Raw genomic sequence first — 16,940 nt, 5'->3', positions numbered from 1 at the left:
GCCTCGATGATTTCCGCCTTGCCGTTCTCGACGCTGTGTACCGCGCGGATGCGGCCCCGCCGGACATGCTGGAGTACGCGAGAAATCGTGACGCTGCGCGGACTGATTTGTGCGTCGATACCCAGCGACTTGGTGAGATCGAGATAGTCGGGATTGTTGATCAGAACGAGGTTGGATTTGCAGCCGAGCCGCTTGGCCATAACGCCTGCAAGCATGTTGACCTGATCGTCATTGGTAAGGGCGACAATGAGATCTGCATCCTCGATTTCGGCCTCGCGTAAGAGCCTCTGGTCAAGGGCGCTGCCATGTAGCACAAGCGAGCGATGAAGTTCATCAGCGATCAGGTTGGCGCGCCTGAGACTGGCTTCGATAACCTTCACCTTGGTGCGCGGCTGGTGTTCCTCGATGGTCTGCGCCACGTAGAGGCCGATATTGCCGCCGCCGGCGATGACAATTCGCGTCGCTTCGGGCTCTTCGTGACCGAACAGGGCGAGCGTGCGCGCTATCTGGGCCGTAGGGGCAGCGACGTAAGCAACATCTCCGGGCATCAGTTGGTCATTTGAATGAGCGACAGCGAGTTTGCCGGCGTGCACGACTGCCATGACCGTGGCATTGAGATCGGGAAAGAGGCTGGTTAACTGCGCCAGTTGCGTGTGGACGACCGGGCACTCCTCCAGGCACTCGATGGCGAGTACCGCAACCTTGTCGTCAGCCAGGCGAACGACATCGGTAACACCTGGGAGCGCGATGCGTCGCAACACCATCTCCCCCACTTCAAGTTCAGGAGAAATGATCACGTCGATGGGCATGTGTTCCCGCGCGAACAGATCCTGATAGTGCGACTGCAGATAGGATTGTGCGCGAATGCGCGCAATCTTGGTTGGCACATTGAAAAGGGCATGGGCGACTTCACAGGCGACGATGTTTACTTCGTCGAACAGTGTAACGGCGATGATCATGTCGGCCTGATCCGCGCCGGCCTTCTCCAATACGTCAGGATGTGCGCCATGACCTACGAAGCAGCGAACGTCCAGCGTATCACCGACAATCTCGATGAGTTCGGGCGAAGTATCAATCACAGACACGTCATTGCCCTCGGCAGCAAGCCTTTGAGCGATGCCGTAGCCGACCTGACCGGCGCCGCAGATGATGACGCGCATGTTGCGATTAGACCCCGAGGGATTTCAGCTTCCGATGCAGTGCTGAGCGTTCCATACCAACGAACTCGGCAGTACGCGAGATGTTTCCGCCGAAACGGTTGATCTGGGCGACAAGATACTCCTTCTCGAAGCGTTCTCTCGCCTCGCGCAAGGGCAACGCCATGATGTGCTGATCCGACTCTGTTGGCGCCTTGGGCAAGGTATCGCCGATTTCCGCCGGGAGAAGGTCCGCCGTGATCACTGCCTCGGGATCATCGCCTCGGGCAAGAATGATCAGGCGCTCGATATTGTTGCGCAGCTGGCGAATATTGCCGGGCCAGGAATGCGACTGAAGCACCGCCATTGCGTCCGGCCCGATCTTGCGCGGCTTGATGCCAGCTTGTTCGGCGATTTGCGTCATGAAGAACTCGACAAGCGCGGGGATGTCGTCGCGGCGGTCGGCAAGTGGCGGGACAATAACCGGAACGACCGCGAGCCTGTGGAAGAGATCTTCGCGGAACCGTCCCTCCGCAATCATCGCCTCAAGGTTCTGGGCGGTAGAAGAGATGATGCGAACATCAACCTTGATCCGCTTGGTACCCCCTACCCGTTCGAACTGCTGATCAACGAGAACGCGCAAAATCTTGTTCTGGGTTTCGCGCGGCATGTCGGCAATTTCATTGAGATAGAGTATGCCCCCATGCGCCTCCTCCAGTGCGCCGACCTTGCGCTCGCCGCCGTCTGATTCCGTGCCGAAAAGCTCTATTTCCATGCGTTCCGGGGTGATCGTTGCCGCATTGAGATTGACGAACGGTCCCTTGGATCGGGCCGATAGCGCATGGATGGCGCGTGCTGCTAATTCCTTCCCGGCGCCCGACGGACCGGTAATCATGATACGGCTGTTCGTCGGCGCGACCCGTTCGATTGTCTGGCGCAGGTGGTTCATCGACAGGGAAGAACCGAGAAGTTCAAAGCTTTCGCTTGAGCGTTTGCGCAAATCGGAGACCTCGCGCCGCAGCTTCGACGTCTCAAGCGCGCGCTCAGCGACAAGGATGAGCCGGTCCGCCTTGAATGGCTTCTCGATGAAATCGTAAGCACCACGCCGGATCGCCGATACGGCGGTCTCGATGTTGCCGTGTCCAGAAATCATCACCACAGGGATGTCCGGGTGGCGCTGCTTGATCTCGTCAAGCAGGGCGAGACCATCGAGGCGGCTTCCCTGCATCCAGATATCCAGAAATATCAATCGTGGAATACGGTCATCGATCGCCGTAAGGGCACTGTCGGCGTCTGACGCCACGCGCGTTTCATAGCCCTCGTCGCCCAGAATTCCTGCAACAAGTTCTCGGATGTCGATCTCATCATCGACGACAAGGATGTCAGATGCCATCTCAGTTCACCTGCTTATAATTAGTGACCTCAGTTGAGGCCGTTGTGGTAGGAAAAATCATGCGGATCATGGCGCCTCGCCCTGCATAGAAATCCTGCGGCGCGTCATGAAGTTCAATCTGGCCGCCATGGTCCTCCACAATCTTCTTGACGATGGCGAGGCCTAGCCCCGTCCCCTTTTGCCGGGTGGTCATGTAGGGCTCGAGCAAACGTTGCCGATGCTCGCGCGGCAAGCCTTTGCCATTGTCGAGCACTTCTACGATCAGCTGGTGGCCTTCGCGCTTGGCGCGGATAAGGATGTGGCCGTCGGTTATGCCATCTTTTATTGCAGAATCAATCGCTTCTGCAGCGTTCTTGATAACGTTTCCGAAGGCCTGCCCCAGGAGTCGCCCGTCGAACTGTCCAATCAGAGGACCCTCGCCAAAATCGCGTTCGAAACGTACATCGCTGCGGCTGACCTCCACCAGAAACGATGCCTCGCGCAAGGCTTCGCGCAGATCCATCGTCTTGATTTCCGGTTTCGGCATGCGGGCAAACGACGAAAACTCATCGACCATGCGACCGATATCGCCGACCTGGCGGATGATCGTTTCCGTGCATTGTTCGAAGACTTCGCGATCTTCCGTGATGACCTTGCCAAACCGACGGCGCAGGCGCTCGGCCGAAAGTTGTATGGGCGTAAGCGGGTTCTTGATTTCATGAGCGATGCGGCGGGCGACATCGGCCCAGGCCGAAGAACGCTGAGCCTCGACAAGATCCGTGATGTCGTCAACTGTAACGACGTAGGAATGCTCCAGCGCTTCAGCATCTTCAAGCGTGATCTGCACATTGAAGGTGCGTGCGCTTCCGCGCCGGGACATGCTCACTTGCTCCCGATAGACCGAGCGTCCGGTGGCATGTGCCACCTCGAAAACAAGCCCGATTTCGGGGACCAGCGCGGTGAGGTTCTTGCCAACTGTATCAGCGACGTCGAGCCCGAACATTGTCTCGGCGGATCGATTGAATATGCCAATAACGCCGTCGCCATTGACGCTGATCACTCCCGCCGTCACGCCCGAAAGCACCGCTTCGGAAAAGCGCCTGCGCTCGTCAATCTGATCCTTGGCAGTGACGAGCTCGCTTCGTTGGGTGTTGAGCTGTTCCACCATTGTATTGAACGTTTGGGAAAGGGAACCCACGTCGCCATCTGAACGTCGGACCGGCACCGAAACATCGAGATTGCCTGTCGCAACGTCGTCCGCCGCTCCAATCAGCAAACGGATCGGCCGGACAAGACGATCGGCTACGGCAATGCCCGTCCAAATGGCGGACAATAGCAGCGTCAACGTCAGGCCGAAGTAGAGAAGCGCGAACAGAATCTGTGTGGTAATCCCCTTCCCGTCGTCCTTCTGACCTTCCTCTGCCCGCTTTTCCATCAGCCGGCTCGAACTCAGAATATCGGCATCGACGGGCCTGACCGCGTAGAGGAAAAGGCCGGGAATTTCACGCAACTTGATAACAGCGCTTAGAAGATTTGTCTGTTCCGGCGGTATGAGAACGGGTTTGCCATCGGCAGCCGTGTCGAGCACCGATCGGGCCACGGCGGGTATTACGACTTCAGTCTTTATATCGGCACGAACCGCGATATCCCCATTCGGACGAATTAGAGCCGCGCCAATCAGCCCGCGGCCAAGGGCCTGCTGGGTCATCAGGCGTGTAAATCCCGTGCGGTCGAGATTGTAAAGCGTTCGCATCCCGTCAAGGTCATTCACCATTTCCAGCGTCGTACCCTGCAAATTGCGTGCGCTCTCCTGAATGTACGAGTTTGCGAGATTTATGGATGAATTGACGATCGTCGTGGTTCGCATTTCGAACCAGCGGTCAAGTCCAAGATCGAGCGTAACGGATGCAACAATTGCAACGATGAGGGCTGGTACGGCCGCCACCAGCGAAAACAACACAACGAGCCGCACGTGCAGTCGCGAGGCGGCCTTGCCCCGGTTACGCGCCTGAGCGATGCGATAGATTTCGCGGCCGATCAGGATCATCAACGCCAGGATCAGCACAGCATTTATGCTGGTCAGCAGCAAGGTGATCTCGCCGGTGGGATGAATCGGTGTCATATCGGTCAGTATCAGGAAGGTGACACCCGTCGTAACCAGCGCCAGGATAACCGTCGCAATACCGGCGCGTGAATAGAAGCGCTGGTTGCTGCCGCCACGAGCAGCTCCAGTCGCTGACGCCTGAAACAAATTGACCGAATTCGATAAGAGCATTGTTTATGTGATTCCAACCACGTGGCAGTCATGCAACACATTGTGGCGGAAATGCAACGCCCCTCCAATCGCATTGCTCAAAGTTCTGAATAAACGCCTTGTGTTTGCACGCGCCACGATCAGATTCAGCGTTCCGATACCAGGGTCAGAACTGGGAATTCCCGGAACCCTTCGGCCAATGAGTATGCGTTGCGAAGTTTGACAATGTTCCCCGTCATCAAATGTCTGAAGTTCAGGCCAGCGAGCGGCGGAGGAATGTCCAGCGAGGTTCCCTCCCATTCTGAAAGCGGCAATAAAGGACTGCTGAATTGTTCCACCATGCTGAAACACAGCCGAGGCACCGCGACGACGAGACGTTGGTCTCCGAACTCGCGGTAGAACGCAACAATATGCTCGGCTTGATTGCCGGTAACCTGTAGCGGGACATATCGTCCCTGCAGAAACAACTTTGGTCGTTCCTGACGCAGTTTAAGGTATGATTGCATGACGCGTTGCTTCACCCCGCCGGAGTGCCAATCCTCAAGGAGAATGTTCAGTTGGGTCTGGTTCGCACTGATCAATCCATTTCTCAAATCGTCAAAGCTGGTGATATGTGACCCGACAGAACCGGTCACGGATAAATCCCAGGTTTCGGAACCGGCGCGAATGACGGGAACGCCGGGCACGGTGAATTTCAGAACTGTCTGCGTAAAGCTGTTAAGCGCACCTGCCAGCCAGAACGGTTTTGCCGCATCCACGAAGTCGCCAAGGAAAGTTTCGTCGGCGAAGAGCTGGTCGATATAGTCGGTCACTGCTTGGCCATAGGGCTTGTTGATGCCCGTCCAGAACGAGAGTTTTTCCGACTCGCGAATGGCACGCTCCATGAATGCAACGAGATCATCTCGAACGATGCCGAGACCGGCGACATCGTGTATGAGCAATGACGCAGGCCAGATCGCTGCCAGCGTCTGATAGAGCAGCCATTCCGTCTTTGGATCCGGCGCGGCGGCATTTTCAATCATGACGAGGTTGCTAGCCTGGCGTTTGCGCAAACGCTCAACAGCAGTGAACCATTTCTCGGGTGCTTCCGAAAGTGCGAGCAATCGCATGCGCGCGTCCTCACCAAACTTGGTCACGTAAGTGTAGGACGTCGCCAGCAAGCCGGAAGGCTCTTTCCTTGCCTTCTCGATCATCGCCTGATGGAAACCGCCGATCGGATCTGCTGCGTCGGGCGATTTCAGCATGAGCTCATCGAGAACGATCGGACCTCGGGTATATTGGTAGGATTGTTTCAGTGAGCGAGCAGTCACGGCGGCCGCCAACTGTTGGAAACGTTTGGTGAACGTCTGGGCGATCTCCGGATTTGTGGTGGCCTCCCCGGAGATCATCGCCCCAAGAACAAAGTCCAGAGTCTGATTTTCCTCAGTCGTTTGTCCCTCCCTCGCCAAAATCTGCGCCGCGGCCGAGCGAAGTACGCGTCGGTAGAACGGCGAAATTCGCCCACCTTTCGCGTATGTTCGGAAAACGGGCAAGATGGTCACGAGGTCGGCAATAGCGCGGCCGAGCACGGCCAGTTCTGCGTGCGGCGGTTGCAGTTCTGTTAATAGCTGTGCCAGGCCGGCGAGATCGTCCGCAAACGCTTCGTGCAGAACACTTGCCTTTGCGTAGCCGTAGTCGCTAACAAATTCCGTTGTTGGATCAAGCTCCGTCCATTGCTGTTGCAACGTCGAATATCCATCATGATCGACGAGAAGAGCCGTTACCGTGGCAATAAACTCGTAACCCGCTGATCCGTTTACGTGCCATTCTGAGTTGACCCCTTCGCGCTCAAGCAAAATCTTGTCGGCGACGAGAAAAGCATCTTTACCGGCTCGTTCGCGCAGCCGCCTGGTATATCCCTCCGGGTCGGCCATCTCATCTATATCGTTGACCCGAAAGCCTTTGACCTGCGTCCTATCCAGCAATGAAAAGGGCGCTTTGTGAACGCTTTCGAAGACATCCGGATCTTCGATACGCAGTCCAACTGTCAGTCTCGGATCGGAAGAGTGCTCGTGGTTCAACACATCTGCGGTGTCGCTGGATTCAACGAGGCACCAGTTCTGTAAGGCCATGATCGCGGCAAGCCGGTCGGCTTCGTTCGCAATATCGTTGAACCACGACGCCAGTTCGATCTGCTCCGCTATATCCGCCGTTTGGAAGGCACTCTGGATGTCAGTGTGAAAATCGCCGGATGTTCTTGGCGTCGCCCGCAGTGTGCCTTTGATAAAAGTTTCCGCCAGCCTCGTTTCGGCGCCATCGAGGATGACGGCATAAGTTGACGGATCGAAAGGATAGAACGAGCCCTTATAGGAAATGCCGATGCTCCCACGCCTACGATCGAAGGCAATCCTGAGGCGTCCGGCATTGATCTCTTCATCAGCCGGGCGGTCAAGGACCGGCAACGTAAGTTTGGCTGTCCAATCGGTGTCAAATTGACTTGCGTATGTGGCTCGACTTCCCCATTCGAGAACGTCGAACCACCACAAATTTTCGGAAGATGCTGGCATTCGGCTAGGATTGAGATCGATGATCAGCGGCAGCCCCGCTCCCTCAAGTCGAGAATTGAGCTCGGCAAAACCGCTTTCTGCGCCCAGTTGCAAGTCCAGCATTGCCGCTTCGGCGGTGACAATGCCACTCTCGCCCACTTGCACTGTGTGGAACGGCGATGAAATGCTGAGAGCATCGACACCCAACTCTTTCAGGTATTCGACCGCGTCCGCAGCGTGTCTGAAGGTTGTCTCTTTGCGCAGTTGGATCCGATATGCCGAATTGGGTACATACATGCTTTCGCTCGATCGATCGTGCAATGACTATTGCCGGCTGTCGCTGATGGGCCCGAAACCCGATTTCTTGCTCCATTTCCCATGCGATGAGGGTGGCGTGCGAGGAACGCTGCGCTCGACCGCCCGAAGCGCTGCAATATATTGCCTTTGCCAAAGCTCGGCGTTATTGGTCGAAATCGTTTTGAAAAGGCTCCTGTGGCGGGCCTTGCGCTCGTCCATGGGCATGGTTGCCGCCCTCTTGATGGCCCGCGCAACCTCGTTGACGTCATAGGGATTGACGATGAGCGCATCGCCGAGTTCCTCGGCGGCGCCTGCGAACCTCGATAGAATGAGGATCCCCGGATCCTCATCATCCTGCGCAGCGATGTATTCCTTGGCCACAAGATTCATGCCGTCGCGCAGCGGAGTTATGAGGCCGATAAGGCTGCATCGGAACAGGAGTGCAAGCCTCTCCCGAGGGATGCTCTGATTAATGTACTGGATCGGCGCCCAATTGATATCCGCATATTTGCCGTTTACGGCGCCCGACAATTGTTCGAGCTCCGAGCGAATATCGGCATAAGCGGTGACATCCTCGCGTGACGGTGATGCCACCTGCATGTACTCCGCATGCCCCCGATATTCCGGCGATGAATCGAGAAACTTCCTGAATGCCTTCATGCGCTGCGGTAATCCCTTGGAATAATCAAGACGATCCGCCGAGATAACTTGAAACCGCTTCAGAAGGGTCCGGCGCTTCCGTTCGAGCTGGATCTCCTCGTCGGTCTCTCGCGCCATTGCGGCAAACTCGTCAGCGTCGATTCCGATCGGAAAATGACCAATTCTGATCGTCCGGTCGCGCCACCTTATCTTTTCGGGGGCGACGAACCTGACGTCCGAATTTCCCTTTAGATAGCGGCAGAAATTATCCGCATCGTTTTGCGTCTGGAAGCCGATCAGGTCGAACTGGAGCAGGCATTCGCGGAGCCACTGGTGCCGAGGAATCGCTGAGAAGATATCCGACGGCGGAAAGGGAATGTGCAGGAAGAATCCGATCTTGTGATCGCTTCCTTTGGCTCGAAGTTCGGAAGCGAGCGGGATCAGATGATAGTCGTGGACCCAGATGAGATCGTCATTTTTCAGATGCGGATGGACAATATCCGCAAACTTGCCGTTAACCCGGGCGTAGGATCGCGCAAACTCGGTCCGATAATCCATGAGATCGAGGCGGTAGTGAAACGTAGGCCAAAGCACCTTGTTGGCAAAGCCGAGGTAATAGTTCTGGTGCTCTTCTTTGGTCAAAGCCATCGTCAATGAGGAAACGTTTTCGTAATGATCGACCTGCGCTTCCGTGGAACGGGATTTCTCGACGACCTCGCCGTTCCAGCCCATCCACATTCCGCCACTGCTTTTGAGCGCATCGACAATACCGACGGCAAGGCCGCCGCTTAATGTTTTGCCTCCCAAATCCGCCGTACGATTTGAGATGACAACTAGGCGTTCCATATCAATACCCCAAATTCCAAGGAGTAGGGCTAACTTCTCGATCTGCGTTTGGTTCCCCAAATATTTCGAATTGGAACGAACCGGGAGTTCAATGGTTTGGCTAGCACAGCCCAATCCATTCGATATAATGCCATTCAGAAAGGGAAAAGCGATGCGTGACGTCAGTGAGGCGCTCCCGGCCAAAATAGCGTCATGGGCGCTCTTTCTTGATGTCGACGGCACGCTGATCGATATTGCTGCGACACCTGACGGAGTTGTGGTTCCCCGCGCATTGCCCGAACATATCAATCAGTTGACCTCCGCCCTGAACGGCGCTTTGGCGCTAGTGAGTGGACGGTCAATAAATTCGATCGATACATTGTTTGTTCCTTACAGGTTTGCTGCTGCGGGGTCGCACGGAGCGGAGTTGCGAAGCGAACTGAATGGACCTGTCGAGCGGGCTGCTGTGGACGAGCGTGATTTAGACGAGGCGCGGCGAGAATTGGATGATCTTTCCCGGACGTGGCCAGGCGTGATTGTGGAAGACAAGGGTATCAGCCTTGCCGTGCACTACCGGCAGGCCGAAGCCGCGCAGGGTGAGGTTAATCAACGGGTTGCCGACCTTCTGGCCTGGCTTGGCCCTACGTGGACCCGTCAGGACGGAAAGATGGTTGTCGAAATTCGCCCAAACGGTACGAGCAAAGGCGATGCAGTTGCGCGACTGATGGCCAGTCACCCGTTTCAGGGGCGGCTCCCGATTACAGTCGGCGATGATCTGACTGATGAAGCGATGTTTGCCTACGCCAATGGGGTTGGCGGTCGCTCGGTGAGGGTAGGGTCGGTCGACAACCGAACCGAGGCGCAGTTTACGGTGGCTTCCCCCCAATCAATAAGGCAATGGATCGCCCGGGTATCGGCATCAAGCTGATCGACAGCCTGCGGCGAGAATTGATCCTTATAGGCGTCTGCAAATAGGGACATTTCCCTAGGCCTTTGGGATGTATTCATAGTGCAGGGTCGGAGGTGTATAATTTCAACGTCATTTGCCCTAGGGGACTGGGCAATGGGTAGTGTGCGCCACGCAGCACATGATTCGGGGATGCGTCTTCAAGTTATTCGATTCCGTTATTCACACTGCGCTAACGCCATTCGCACGTCGAAACCGTCGAATGGCCGCCTGAATTCAGGCAGGAGGCTGCACGATTTCGGACGAAGCGCCAGCCAAGCGGGGGCGTGTTATGGCACAGCAGATACAGGTTTGGCAGAATGATCCTGCGACAGGTGTACTGGTGTGGGCTGACAAGCCAGACATCCAGGCCCCTCCTTTTACTTACACTTTCCCGCTTCCTACCTACAATCCCAGCAACGACATAACAACGCCGGACTTCAGATATTGGAATGCCGCCGAAGCGCTGAAGCGCGGGGTGGGATTCTGGGGCAATGCAGTCGCTACGGGTGAATGGCATGGCGGTCCAGATCTTGAGGTCAGGCTGGATGCCGGCATCAAATGGAACGCCTTCTACGACCGTCTGGCGCTCAACTTTTTCCGTGGTTCAGATGTTCCCGGACATTTCATCTACGGTGGCGGCAGCGCCGATATGCTTTGCCACGAAATGGGCCACGCAATCCTCGACGCAATCCAGATGCAACTATGGCATACGGGAAACGCCGAAGCAGAGGCATTTCATGAATGCTTTGGCGATATCAGTGCAATACTCTGTGCGCTTCAGGTCCCAAGCATGAGAACCTCAATTCTTGCGAGCACCTACGGCGACATCTTTGCCAATTCGTCGTTGTCACGTATCGCAGAACAATTCGGAACGGCGTTGCACGGACTCTATCCTGACGATTCCGATGCTGATTGCCTGCGCAATGCTCACAACCATTTCTGTTACGCCCTCCCCGCTAGCCTGCCGCCATCCGGCCCCACGACCTCTCTTACATCCAATTCCCACTCGTTCTCACGCGTATTTACAGGCGCCCTTCTCGAGGCGCTGGCAGGCATGCTCGCTCTTCACTATCCGCCTACGCCAAACAAGCTGCGCGATGTCACGTTGGAAATGCGTGATATTATTGCGGAGGCAGCCACATACGCCCCACTCGTCCCTCAATACTACGCCTCGGTAGCTGCCAAGATGATCGTAGCAAGCGCAAACAAGAACCCCGCCTACGCGCTTGTGTTCGGCGCCACCTTTGTCAGTCGCCTCATTCTGTCTCTGACGTCGGTAACAACGATCTTGTCTTCCCAGATCGCTGCTCAAATCACTGGTTTTGCCCAGAAAGTCGTAAACAAGACCTACACGCCAAATCTTGGGTCACTGCCGTCGTCATCCCAATATGGCCTCGATCGGCCACTCGTTGTTGAATTGCCCACGGAAGTGGAGGCTACGATTGCGCGCAGTGCGACGCCGGACGGCAAACCCATGGATCCCCTCGATCCTCTGGAGGCCGCACAAACATACGTCGACGAACTCTTTATCACCGGCCGTGTCAATTACGGCGTGTTCGCCGACAAGCATCACAAGGGTGACACAGACAACAAGGATCCAGACCTTTTCCATACAACTCATCGCCTGGAGTTGATCGATGATCAACTCCGCCTCGTCAGGATTCGCATTCATTGTGCACCAGATCTATCTGGAAACAACGATATTAGGGGAGGTCGAAATGTCAGCTGAATGCAGGAAGCTTGTTGCGGGCCGTGCAAAATTGACGGCGTCGACACTGGGTTTAAGCCTTTGCCTTGCCATCGCGGCAACCGTGCCTTCGAGGGCTGTAAATTGCTCAAACAGCCCGAACAACCCTTGGCTGGTCAGCACGGTCGATCCCCCCGCTGCGGACGATCATGCAATCAGGAAGTTGATCAGCATGTACCATTGGGCATTGGACGATCACAGAATTGTGCAACTTCAGGGGCTGTTTACCGATTCGGTAACCTACGAACTGTGCAATGCGGCTGGCGAACAACTCGTTAGCAAGACAAACAGGAGCCAGTTGGAACTCTACCTTCAAGACTACTTCAACACCTTCGTGACAAATGGAACACAGGCCCGCCATATAGCGAGCAATACGATCCTACATGCTTTCAACGCGACTACCGTTCAAGGCAAGACAACTGTGGTGGTGACACTTCAACACAACGATATTGAAACGCCGGTGCTCGACTATACCGCTTCATTCAGGACGGAGTTCAAGAATGACGGCATAAGCTGGAAGTTCTCAAAAATGACACTGATCACCGATGGTCCCAAGCTCGAGTTGCGGGCGCGGTGAACGAGCTAAGAGACCGCAGTGCGTGGCGTCGGCCTTATCTGCTTGATCGGTGCCATGGCGGGCACGCTGGTTCAGGGAATAAGCTGGCCCGCCGGTCTTCTGCCTGACATAACGCCTGAATATCCACAGGCGGCCTTCGAACGGAAAATCGGTCACGCCTGCGATCAGGATCAGCGCTGTGACAGGGCGACAGGCTGTGTGGCCCCCACCCTACCGCAAGGCACTGTGCTTGATGTGCTCCCCAATGACGAACCTCACGCTCGTTACGTCAACGATCTGCGGGTTTTCCAATTGTGCCGCCAATTGGTTCTCCTGTCCGAAAAGACCCAGCCCAGCAAGGCTCACTTTATAGATTTCGAAGGGCCGAATTGGGAGGAGACCTCGTTTGCCCGGACCATCCAGCGCTGGAACGGGCCATTCCTGTGGGCGCCGGCGTCGGCAAGCTCCGACACGATTACACGGTTCGGCGATGAAGCTCGCGCGGTGTTCGGACCGATACCCGACGGGGATTGTTCTGATAACGTGGCAAGAACAATCCCGCTGCAGATCGACGGCAATATCGTTGACGTGAAGCCAAACCCCTCGAAACCAGATCAGCCGCTGGAGTTTGAGCACCGAGATCCGTCCGGCAACGTCGTGAAATGGACCAACGGCATTGCGAGTTGCGACAAGCCCTCGCTGGCTGGGAGTGCCACTTTCTGCGGAATGAATTCGCGTTTGAGCCGCTTTACCAAAGGCAGCGTTGAATGGCTGTTCTTTTGCCGCAAATCGAGCGCCAGCCGGGAAATTGAGCCCATCTCCTATTGGCAGCGAGACAATCCGGCATTCGCGCTCTACGGCGTTATCGGATTCAATCGGCTCACTGGCGAGATCGTATATTTTGATGGCGGGAAAGACAGGGGCGAATTCGACTGGTCACGTCCGTTCGTACCGCCGGGCGGGCACTCTTACGGAGACAGAGATGGACGCGCCATGGCCGAGAATTTCTATGATCCGACCTTCCAGATCGAATGCTCGGCCTGCCACGACAACAAGAACGCTTATGTGGTAAGTCCCAGCATTCAGCAGGTGCGCGTCGGATATCTTGCTGGCGTCCACGATGAAACCGCTATCGCCTTCAGTCTCGGCAACTTCCTGCCGGCTATGTCCCGAAGCAAGTCGACGCCTTTTCGCGTCATCGGCTCCGCCTATACGGGGACTCACCGCATCAGCCTCGAAAGCGCCATGGCGGTACGGGACCCGACCGGCAACTGCACGGAGTGCCATACTTTGACGACACAGTTGACTGGACAGCGTTTCGCTGCGGACGCCGTCGCAAAGGAGCCGGTAATCGAGAGCCCGACAAGGTCGCAATTTCTGCGGATGACGGCGGAACGCCAGAAACTTCGTGAGATCAATTCACACCGTACGGAATGGGCTTCACGTGCGGGCGCAGGAAAAATTCACCCGTGGATGGCGCCCTTCGACGGCAATGACCTTTCCGCTCTACCGCCCGAGATCAGTTCGTCCGACTGGACGATCTTGAGCAATTGCCTCTGGGGTGCGGGAGGACCGGAATGCGGATATACGCCGCTTTATTCTGCCTGTCCTGCCCCCGAGGCGCCGTCCGGCGACACGTCCAAGGTTTCCGAGTTGACGGCCGGTGTGTACCCTGCGCCGCGCGACGGGGCGGGAGTCGACCGCGTGCTTCGTCTTCAGTGGCGCTATCTCAACAATTTTGGCGGTGTGTCGCAGCGCGATGATATCCGGTTCAATATTGCGGTGCGAACAGCGGAAATCCCGTCTGCGAGCGGCGTGCCGGCGCCTTGGGACTTTCCAGGCCCCGATGAAGCAAGTGACGACAAATTCGTTGCGATCGAAGGAGAAACCGGCATGTCGGGCAGATCAATGCTGGTCCGCAACATCTCCTATTTCGGACACGAGAGGTATACGGAGCCGCAGCCATCCACGGACTTGCGGGAATACAGGATAGACCTGCCCGGCAAGTGCAATCGGCGCTACCTCTTCCGGGTCGTCCCGAAACGATTCTGCTTCGACCAGAGCGTAGAAGCCTATGGGCGGGAAGATCACGTCCTTTATGCAGATGTCACTTGCAATTGAGGGCGGCAGCCGCACACGAGACAAAACTTCAGTCGTAAAATGCCTCCACAACCTTGCGCTTGCCGAGCAGGAAGGCGTCAGCGACGTGCCGCAGCGGCGACAAATCGACATCCGACTGCCCCGCCCTGATGATTTCGGCAAAGCGGCGATAGAGTGCCGCGTATTCCTGTTCGGGCTCAGCAAACTTGAGTTCGTCGTTGATGAGAAGCTTCGCGCCACCTTCGGAGAGCACCATTCTACCCGCTTCAGTCTCGGCAACAATGTCCCAGGTTTGCTTCCCGGTCTGCCGCCAGTCGAATACCGCGTGGATCGGCAGGTCATCTCGGTCCTTGAAGTGCAGTTCGGCAGCGATTGGTGCGTCGCAATTTTCCGGAAATTCGAGGACTGCGCTTGTAAGAAACGCCGCTCGTGGCAGAACATGGGTGACGATCGAAAGCGCATTGATACCTGGATCGAAGACACCAAGCCCACCGGCCTGCCAGATCCAGGCCTGATTGGGATGCCAATGCCGCACATCCTCCTTCCATATAACCTCAACGCTCTTGATCTTCGTTGAAGCAAGGAAAGCACTGGCTGGCTCCACGGCCGGCGCATAGCGTGAGTGCCAGCTTGCAAAGAGCGACAGGCCCTGCCCGGCTGCAGTTGACTCAAGGTCGGCGACTTCAGAAAGCGTCGCGCCCGGTGGCTTCTCAAGGAACACGTGCTTGCCCGCAGCGAGCGCCTTATGCGCCGCCTCGTAGCGGTATTGCGGCGGCATGCATAACGAAATGGCGTTGATGGCGGGGACCGCTTCGAGCATTGCGTCGATCGTTTTGTACGCCGGGATACCGTCAACCGTGCCATGGCGGCTCGCCGTGGCAGCGAGGTTGAAATCGGGATTCTTGGCAATGGAAGGAAGGTGCTGATCGTTGACGATCTTGCCGACACCGACGATGGCGAGATTAATGGGTGGCATGGCGTATACTCGCGTTAAGGCGCTTTATTCGTGAAAAAAACGACCGCGGATGCCGCATCGCTTCTTATCGGCCATGGGCATTGTTTGTTGGCGAGTTGTCAATCCAAAACTCCGTGCGCCCCAAGCATATTTGACCTATCGCCAACAGGACCTTGCGGTTGAGCCAAAAGGTGTGCTGGCAGATTCACTGAGCTGTGTGTTTCGCAAAACCCAACTCTGCGTATAGTCCTCCGTCGCTAACAATGTTGAACCTACCGGAGGAAGACATGCCTTATGTTGACGGTTTTTTTGGTCGCAGTCCCCAAGGACAGAATCGAAGATTACAAGGAACTGGCTCGTAAAGCCGGTGAGGTATGGATGGAGTACGGCGCACTTTCCTATGTCGAATGCATTGCCGACGACGTTCCCCACGGTGAACTTACATCATTCCCGCGTGCGGTTCAGGCGAAGGATGATGAAATCGTGATATTCTCCTGGATTACTTATGAATCACGAGAGAAGCGCGATGCGGTGAATGCCAAAGTTATGCAGGATCCCCGCCTCAAAGGGGACATGACAAATATGCCATTTGATGGGAAGCGCATGATTTATGGTGGTTTCAGTTCGTTCATGGAGCTGTAGACTTCGCGTCAGTCGGCACTGTGCGTGGGGCGTTCGCCCCACGTTTCGAGATCGGATTTCCCGGACATTTAAAATTTGCAACATTAGCAAAGAGTTTTCTTCATAGCTTTGCGCTGTACTGTGCCTGATCCAAAGCGCGCGCGGCGAATGCTATGACCACCTACGATCTGGATGACGAAGTTTGGCGACTATTCTCCGATCAAGCAGATCGCGATCATGGTCGGAATGGCGGTTGTTTCGGCGGATATACTTGCCGCTTACTTTTTCCTGGCCGTGGGGCTCGACCGTCTCACAACGGTTCTCCTGGTGACCACCCTTATCGTTGTAATCGTCAGCGTTCCGCTGGGGGCATTCCTTATCGAACTGAATTTTCGGTTTAAGCAGATAGCCGTCGAGCGCGATCTTGCCGCCCGTATGGACAACCTTACCGGCCTTGCGAACCGGAATGAATTCTATCTGCAAGTGGAGCGCCAGGTTATGCTCTCTACGAGGGAGATGAGCGCAGGTGCCCTCCTTTACATTGACGCCGACTACTTCAAAACCATCAATGACCGCTATGGGCATGCGGTCGGCGATCGAGTGTTGCGCGAGATCGGGCAGCTATTGCTCACTGTCATCAGCAAGGACGATTTCGCGGCTCGTTTTGGCGGTGAAGAGTTCGCTGTATTCTTGAAGGATGCCGATTTTGGCCGTGCAGACTGGCTGTCGCAGAAGATATTGACAGGCGTTCGCAACATATCTCAGCAATTGCAAATCAGGGATCTCGAAGTCACCGTCAGCGTCGGCATCGCAATTCACGAGCCTGGACAATCACTGGACTCTGCCCTCGTTGCAGCAGATGCGTGCCTCTATGCGGCCAAGAACCAGGGACGCAATCGCATCGTTCATGCGATCAGCAGTGAAATAGCTCGCTACGACAATTTTTCTTCGGACGTTCTAAAGC

11 protein-coding genes and 1 pseudogene are annotated in these 16,940 nt (G+C 56.0%); 6 read left to right on the top strand and 6 right to left on the bottom strand.

The window, feature by feature from the left end; all coding sequences use genetic code 11:
• The 5 genes from trkA to AAAB35_RS18075 form a co-directional block, all read right to left on the bottom strand.
• Positions 1 to 1,160, bottom strand: a 1,160-nt coding sequence (gene trkA / locus AAAB35_RS18095; protein ID WP_340669668.1) for a Trk system potassium transporter TrkA, incomplete at its 3' end; no start/stop codon positions are given.
• A gap of 7 nt (positions 1,161 to 1,167) precedes the next feature.
• Positions 1,168 to 2,529, bottom strand: coding sequence for a sigma-54 dependent transcriptional regulator (locus AAAB35_RS18090; protein WP_340669667.1), 1,362 nt, complete (start codon positions 2,527 to 2,529; stop codon positions 1,168 to 1,170).
• Between the two features lies 1 nt (position 2,530).
• Positions 2,531 to 4,783: a PAS domain-containing sensor histidine kinase gene (locus AAAB35_RS18085; protein ID WP_340669666.1), complete on the bottom strand. Its 2,253-nt coding sequence runs from the start codon at positions 4,781 to 4,783 to the stop codon at positions 2,531 to 2,533.
• Between the two features lie 125 nt (positions 4,784 to 4,908).
• Entirely contained in the window at positions 4,909 to 7,584 is a 2,676-nt protein-coding gene (treY, locus tag AAAB35_RS18080; protein WP_340669665.1) for a malto-oligosyltrehalose synthase, read from the bottom strand.
• Between the two features lie 27 nt (positions 7,585 to 7,611).
• A complete protein-coding gene (locus AAAB35_RS18075; protein ID WP_340669664.1) occupies positions 7,612 to 9,069 on the bottom strand; it encodes a trehalose-6-phosphate synthase in 1,458 nt (485 codons plus the stop codon).
• Positions 9,070 to 9,220: 151 nt separating this feature from the next.
• Here AAAB35_RS18075 and otsB point away from each other — a divergent pair, with 151 nt between their 5' ends.
• From otsB to AAAB35_RS18055, 4 genes are all read left to right on the top strand, one after another.
• Positions 9,221 to 9,976 carry a trehalose-phosphatase gene (gene otsB, locus AAAB35_RS18070; protein ID WP_340669663.1) on the top strand — a complete coding sequence of 252 codons (756 nt, stop codon included), beginning with the start codon at positions 9,221 to 9,223 and terminating at the stop codon, positions 9,974 to 9,976.
• A 310-nt stretch (positions 9,977 to 10,286) separates the two neighbouring features.
• Positions 10,287 to 11,726, top strand: a complete 1,440-nt coding sequence (locus AAAB35_RS18065; protein WP_340669662.1) for a hypothetical protein — start codon at positions 10,287 to 10,289, stop codon at positions 11,724 to 11,726.
• Positions 11,671 to 12,321 carry a nuclear transport factor 2 family protein gene (locus tag AAAB35_RS18060; protein ID WP_340669661.1) on the top strand — a complete coding sequence of 217 codons (651 nt, stop codon included), beginning with the start codon at positions 11,671 to 11,673 and terminating at the stop codon, positions 12,319 to 12,321. The genes AAAB35_RS18065 and AAAB35_RS18060 overlap by 56 nt, the downstream gene beginning before the upstream one ends.
• 18 nt (positions 12,322 to 12,339) lie before the next feature.
• A complete protein-coding gene (locus AAAB35_RS18055; RefSeq protein WP_340669660.1) occupies positions 12,340 to 14,421 on the top strand; it encodes a hypothetical protein in 2,082 nt (693 codons plus the stop codon).
• A gap of 28 nt (positions 14,422 to 14,449) precedes the next feature.
• Here AAAB35_RS18055 and AAAB35_RS18050 read toward each other — a convergent pair whose 3' ends face one another.
• Positions 14,450 to 15,376, bottom strand: a complete 927-nt coding sequence (locus AAAB35_RS18050) for a Gfo/Idh/MocA family oxidoreductase (RefSeq protein WP_340669659.1) — start codon at positions 15,374 to 15,376, stop codon at positions 14,450 to 14,452.
• 266 nt (positions 15,377 to 15,642) lie between these two features.
• Here AAAB35_RS18050 and AAAB35_RS18045 point away from each other — a divergent pair.
• Together AAAB35_RS18045 and AAAB35_RS18040 are read left to right on the top strand one after the other, a co-directional pair.
• Positions 15,643 to 15,997, top strand: a pseudogene (locus tag AAAB35_RS18045) (DUF1428 family protein).
• Between the two features lie 171 nt (positions 15,998 to 16,168).
• The coding region (locus AAAB35_RS18040; RefSeq protein ID WP_340669658.1) for a GGDEF domain-containing protein at positions 16,169 to 16,940 on the top strand (772 nt) is incomplete at its 3' end.

Source organism: Phyllobacterium sp. (assembly GCF_037994425.1).
Taxonomy (GTDB): Bacteria; Pseudomonadota; Alphaproteobacteria; order Rhizobiales; family Rhizobiaceae; genus Phyllobacterium.
The sequence above is the reverse complement of the archived record's forward strand: the minus strand, read 5'-3'. Positions and strand labels throughout refer to the sequence as shown.

What these genes read in the sequence shown, in the direction of transcription:
- otsB (WP_340669663.1), top strand. Translation starts at nt 9,221, where the DNA reads ATGCGTGACGTCAGTGAGGCGCTCCCGGCCAAAATAGCGTCATGGGCG.
- AAAB35_RS18085 (WP_340669666.1), bottom strand. Translation starts at nt 4,783, where the DNA reads ATGCTCTTATCGAATTCGGTCAATTTGTTTCAGGCGTCAGCGACTGGA.
- AAAB35_RS18050 (WP_340669659.1), bottom strand. Translation starts at nt 15,376, where the DNA reads ATGCCACCCATTAATCTCGCCATCGTCGGTGTCGGCAAGATCGTCAAC.
- treY (WP_340669665.1), bottom strand. Translation starts at nt 7,584, where the DNA reads ATGTATGTACCCAATTCGGCATATCGGATCCAACTGCGCAAAGAGACA.
- AAAB35_RS18090 (WP_340669667.1), bottom strand. Translation starts at nt 2,529, where the DNA reads ATGGCATCTGACATCCTTGTCGTCGATGATGAGATCGACATCCGAGAA.
- AAAB35_RS18065 (WP_340669662.1), top strand. Translation starts at nt 10,287, where the DNA reads ATGGCACAGCAGATACAGGTTTGGCAGAATGATCCTGCGACAGGTGTA.
- AAAB35_RS18075 (WP_340669664.1), bottom strand. Translation starts at nt 9,069, where the DNA reads ATGGAACGCCTAGTTGTCATCTCAAATCGTACGGCGGATTTGGGAGGC.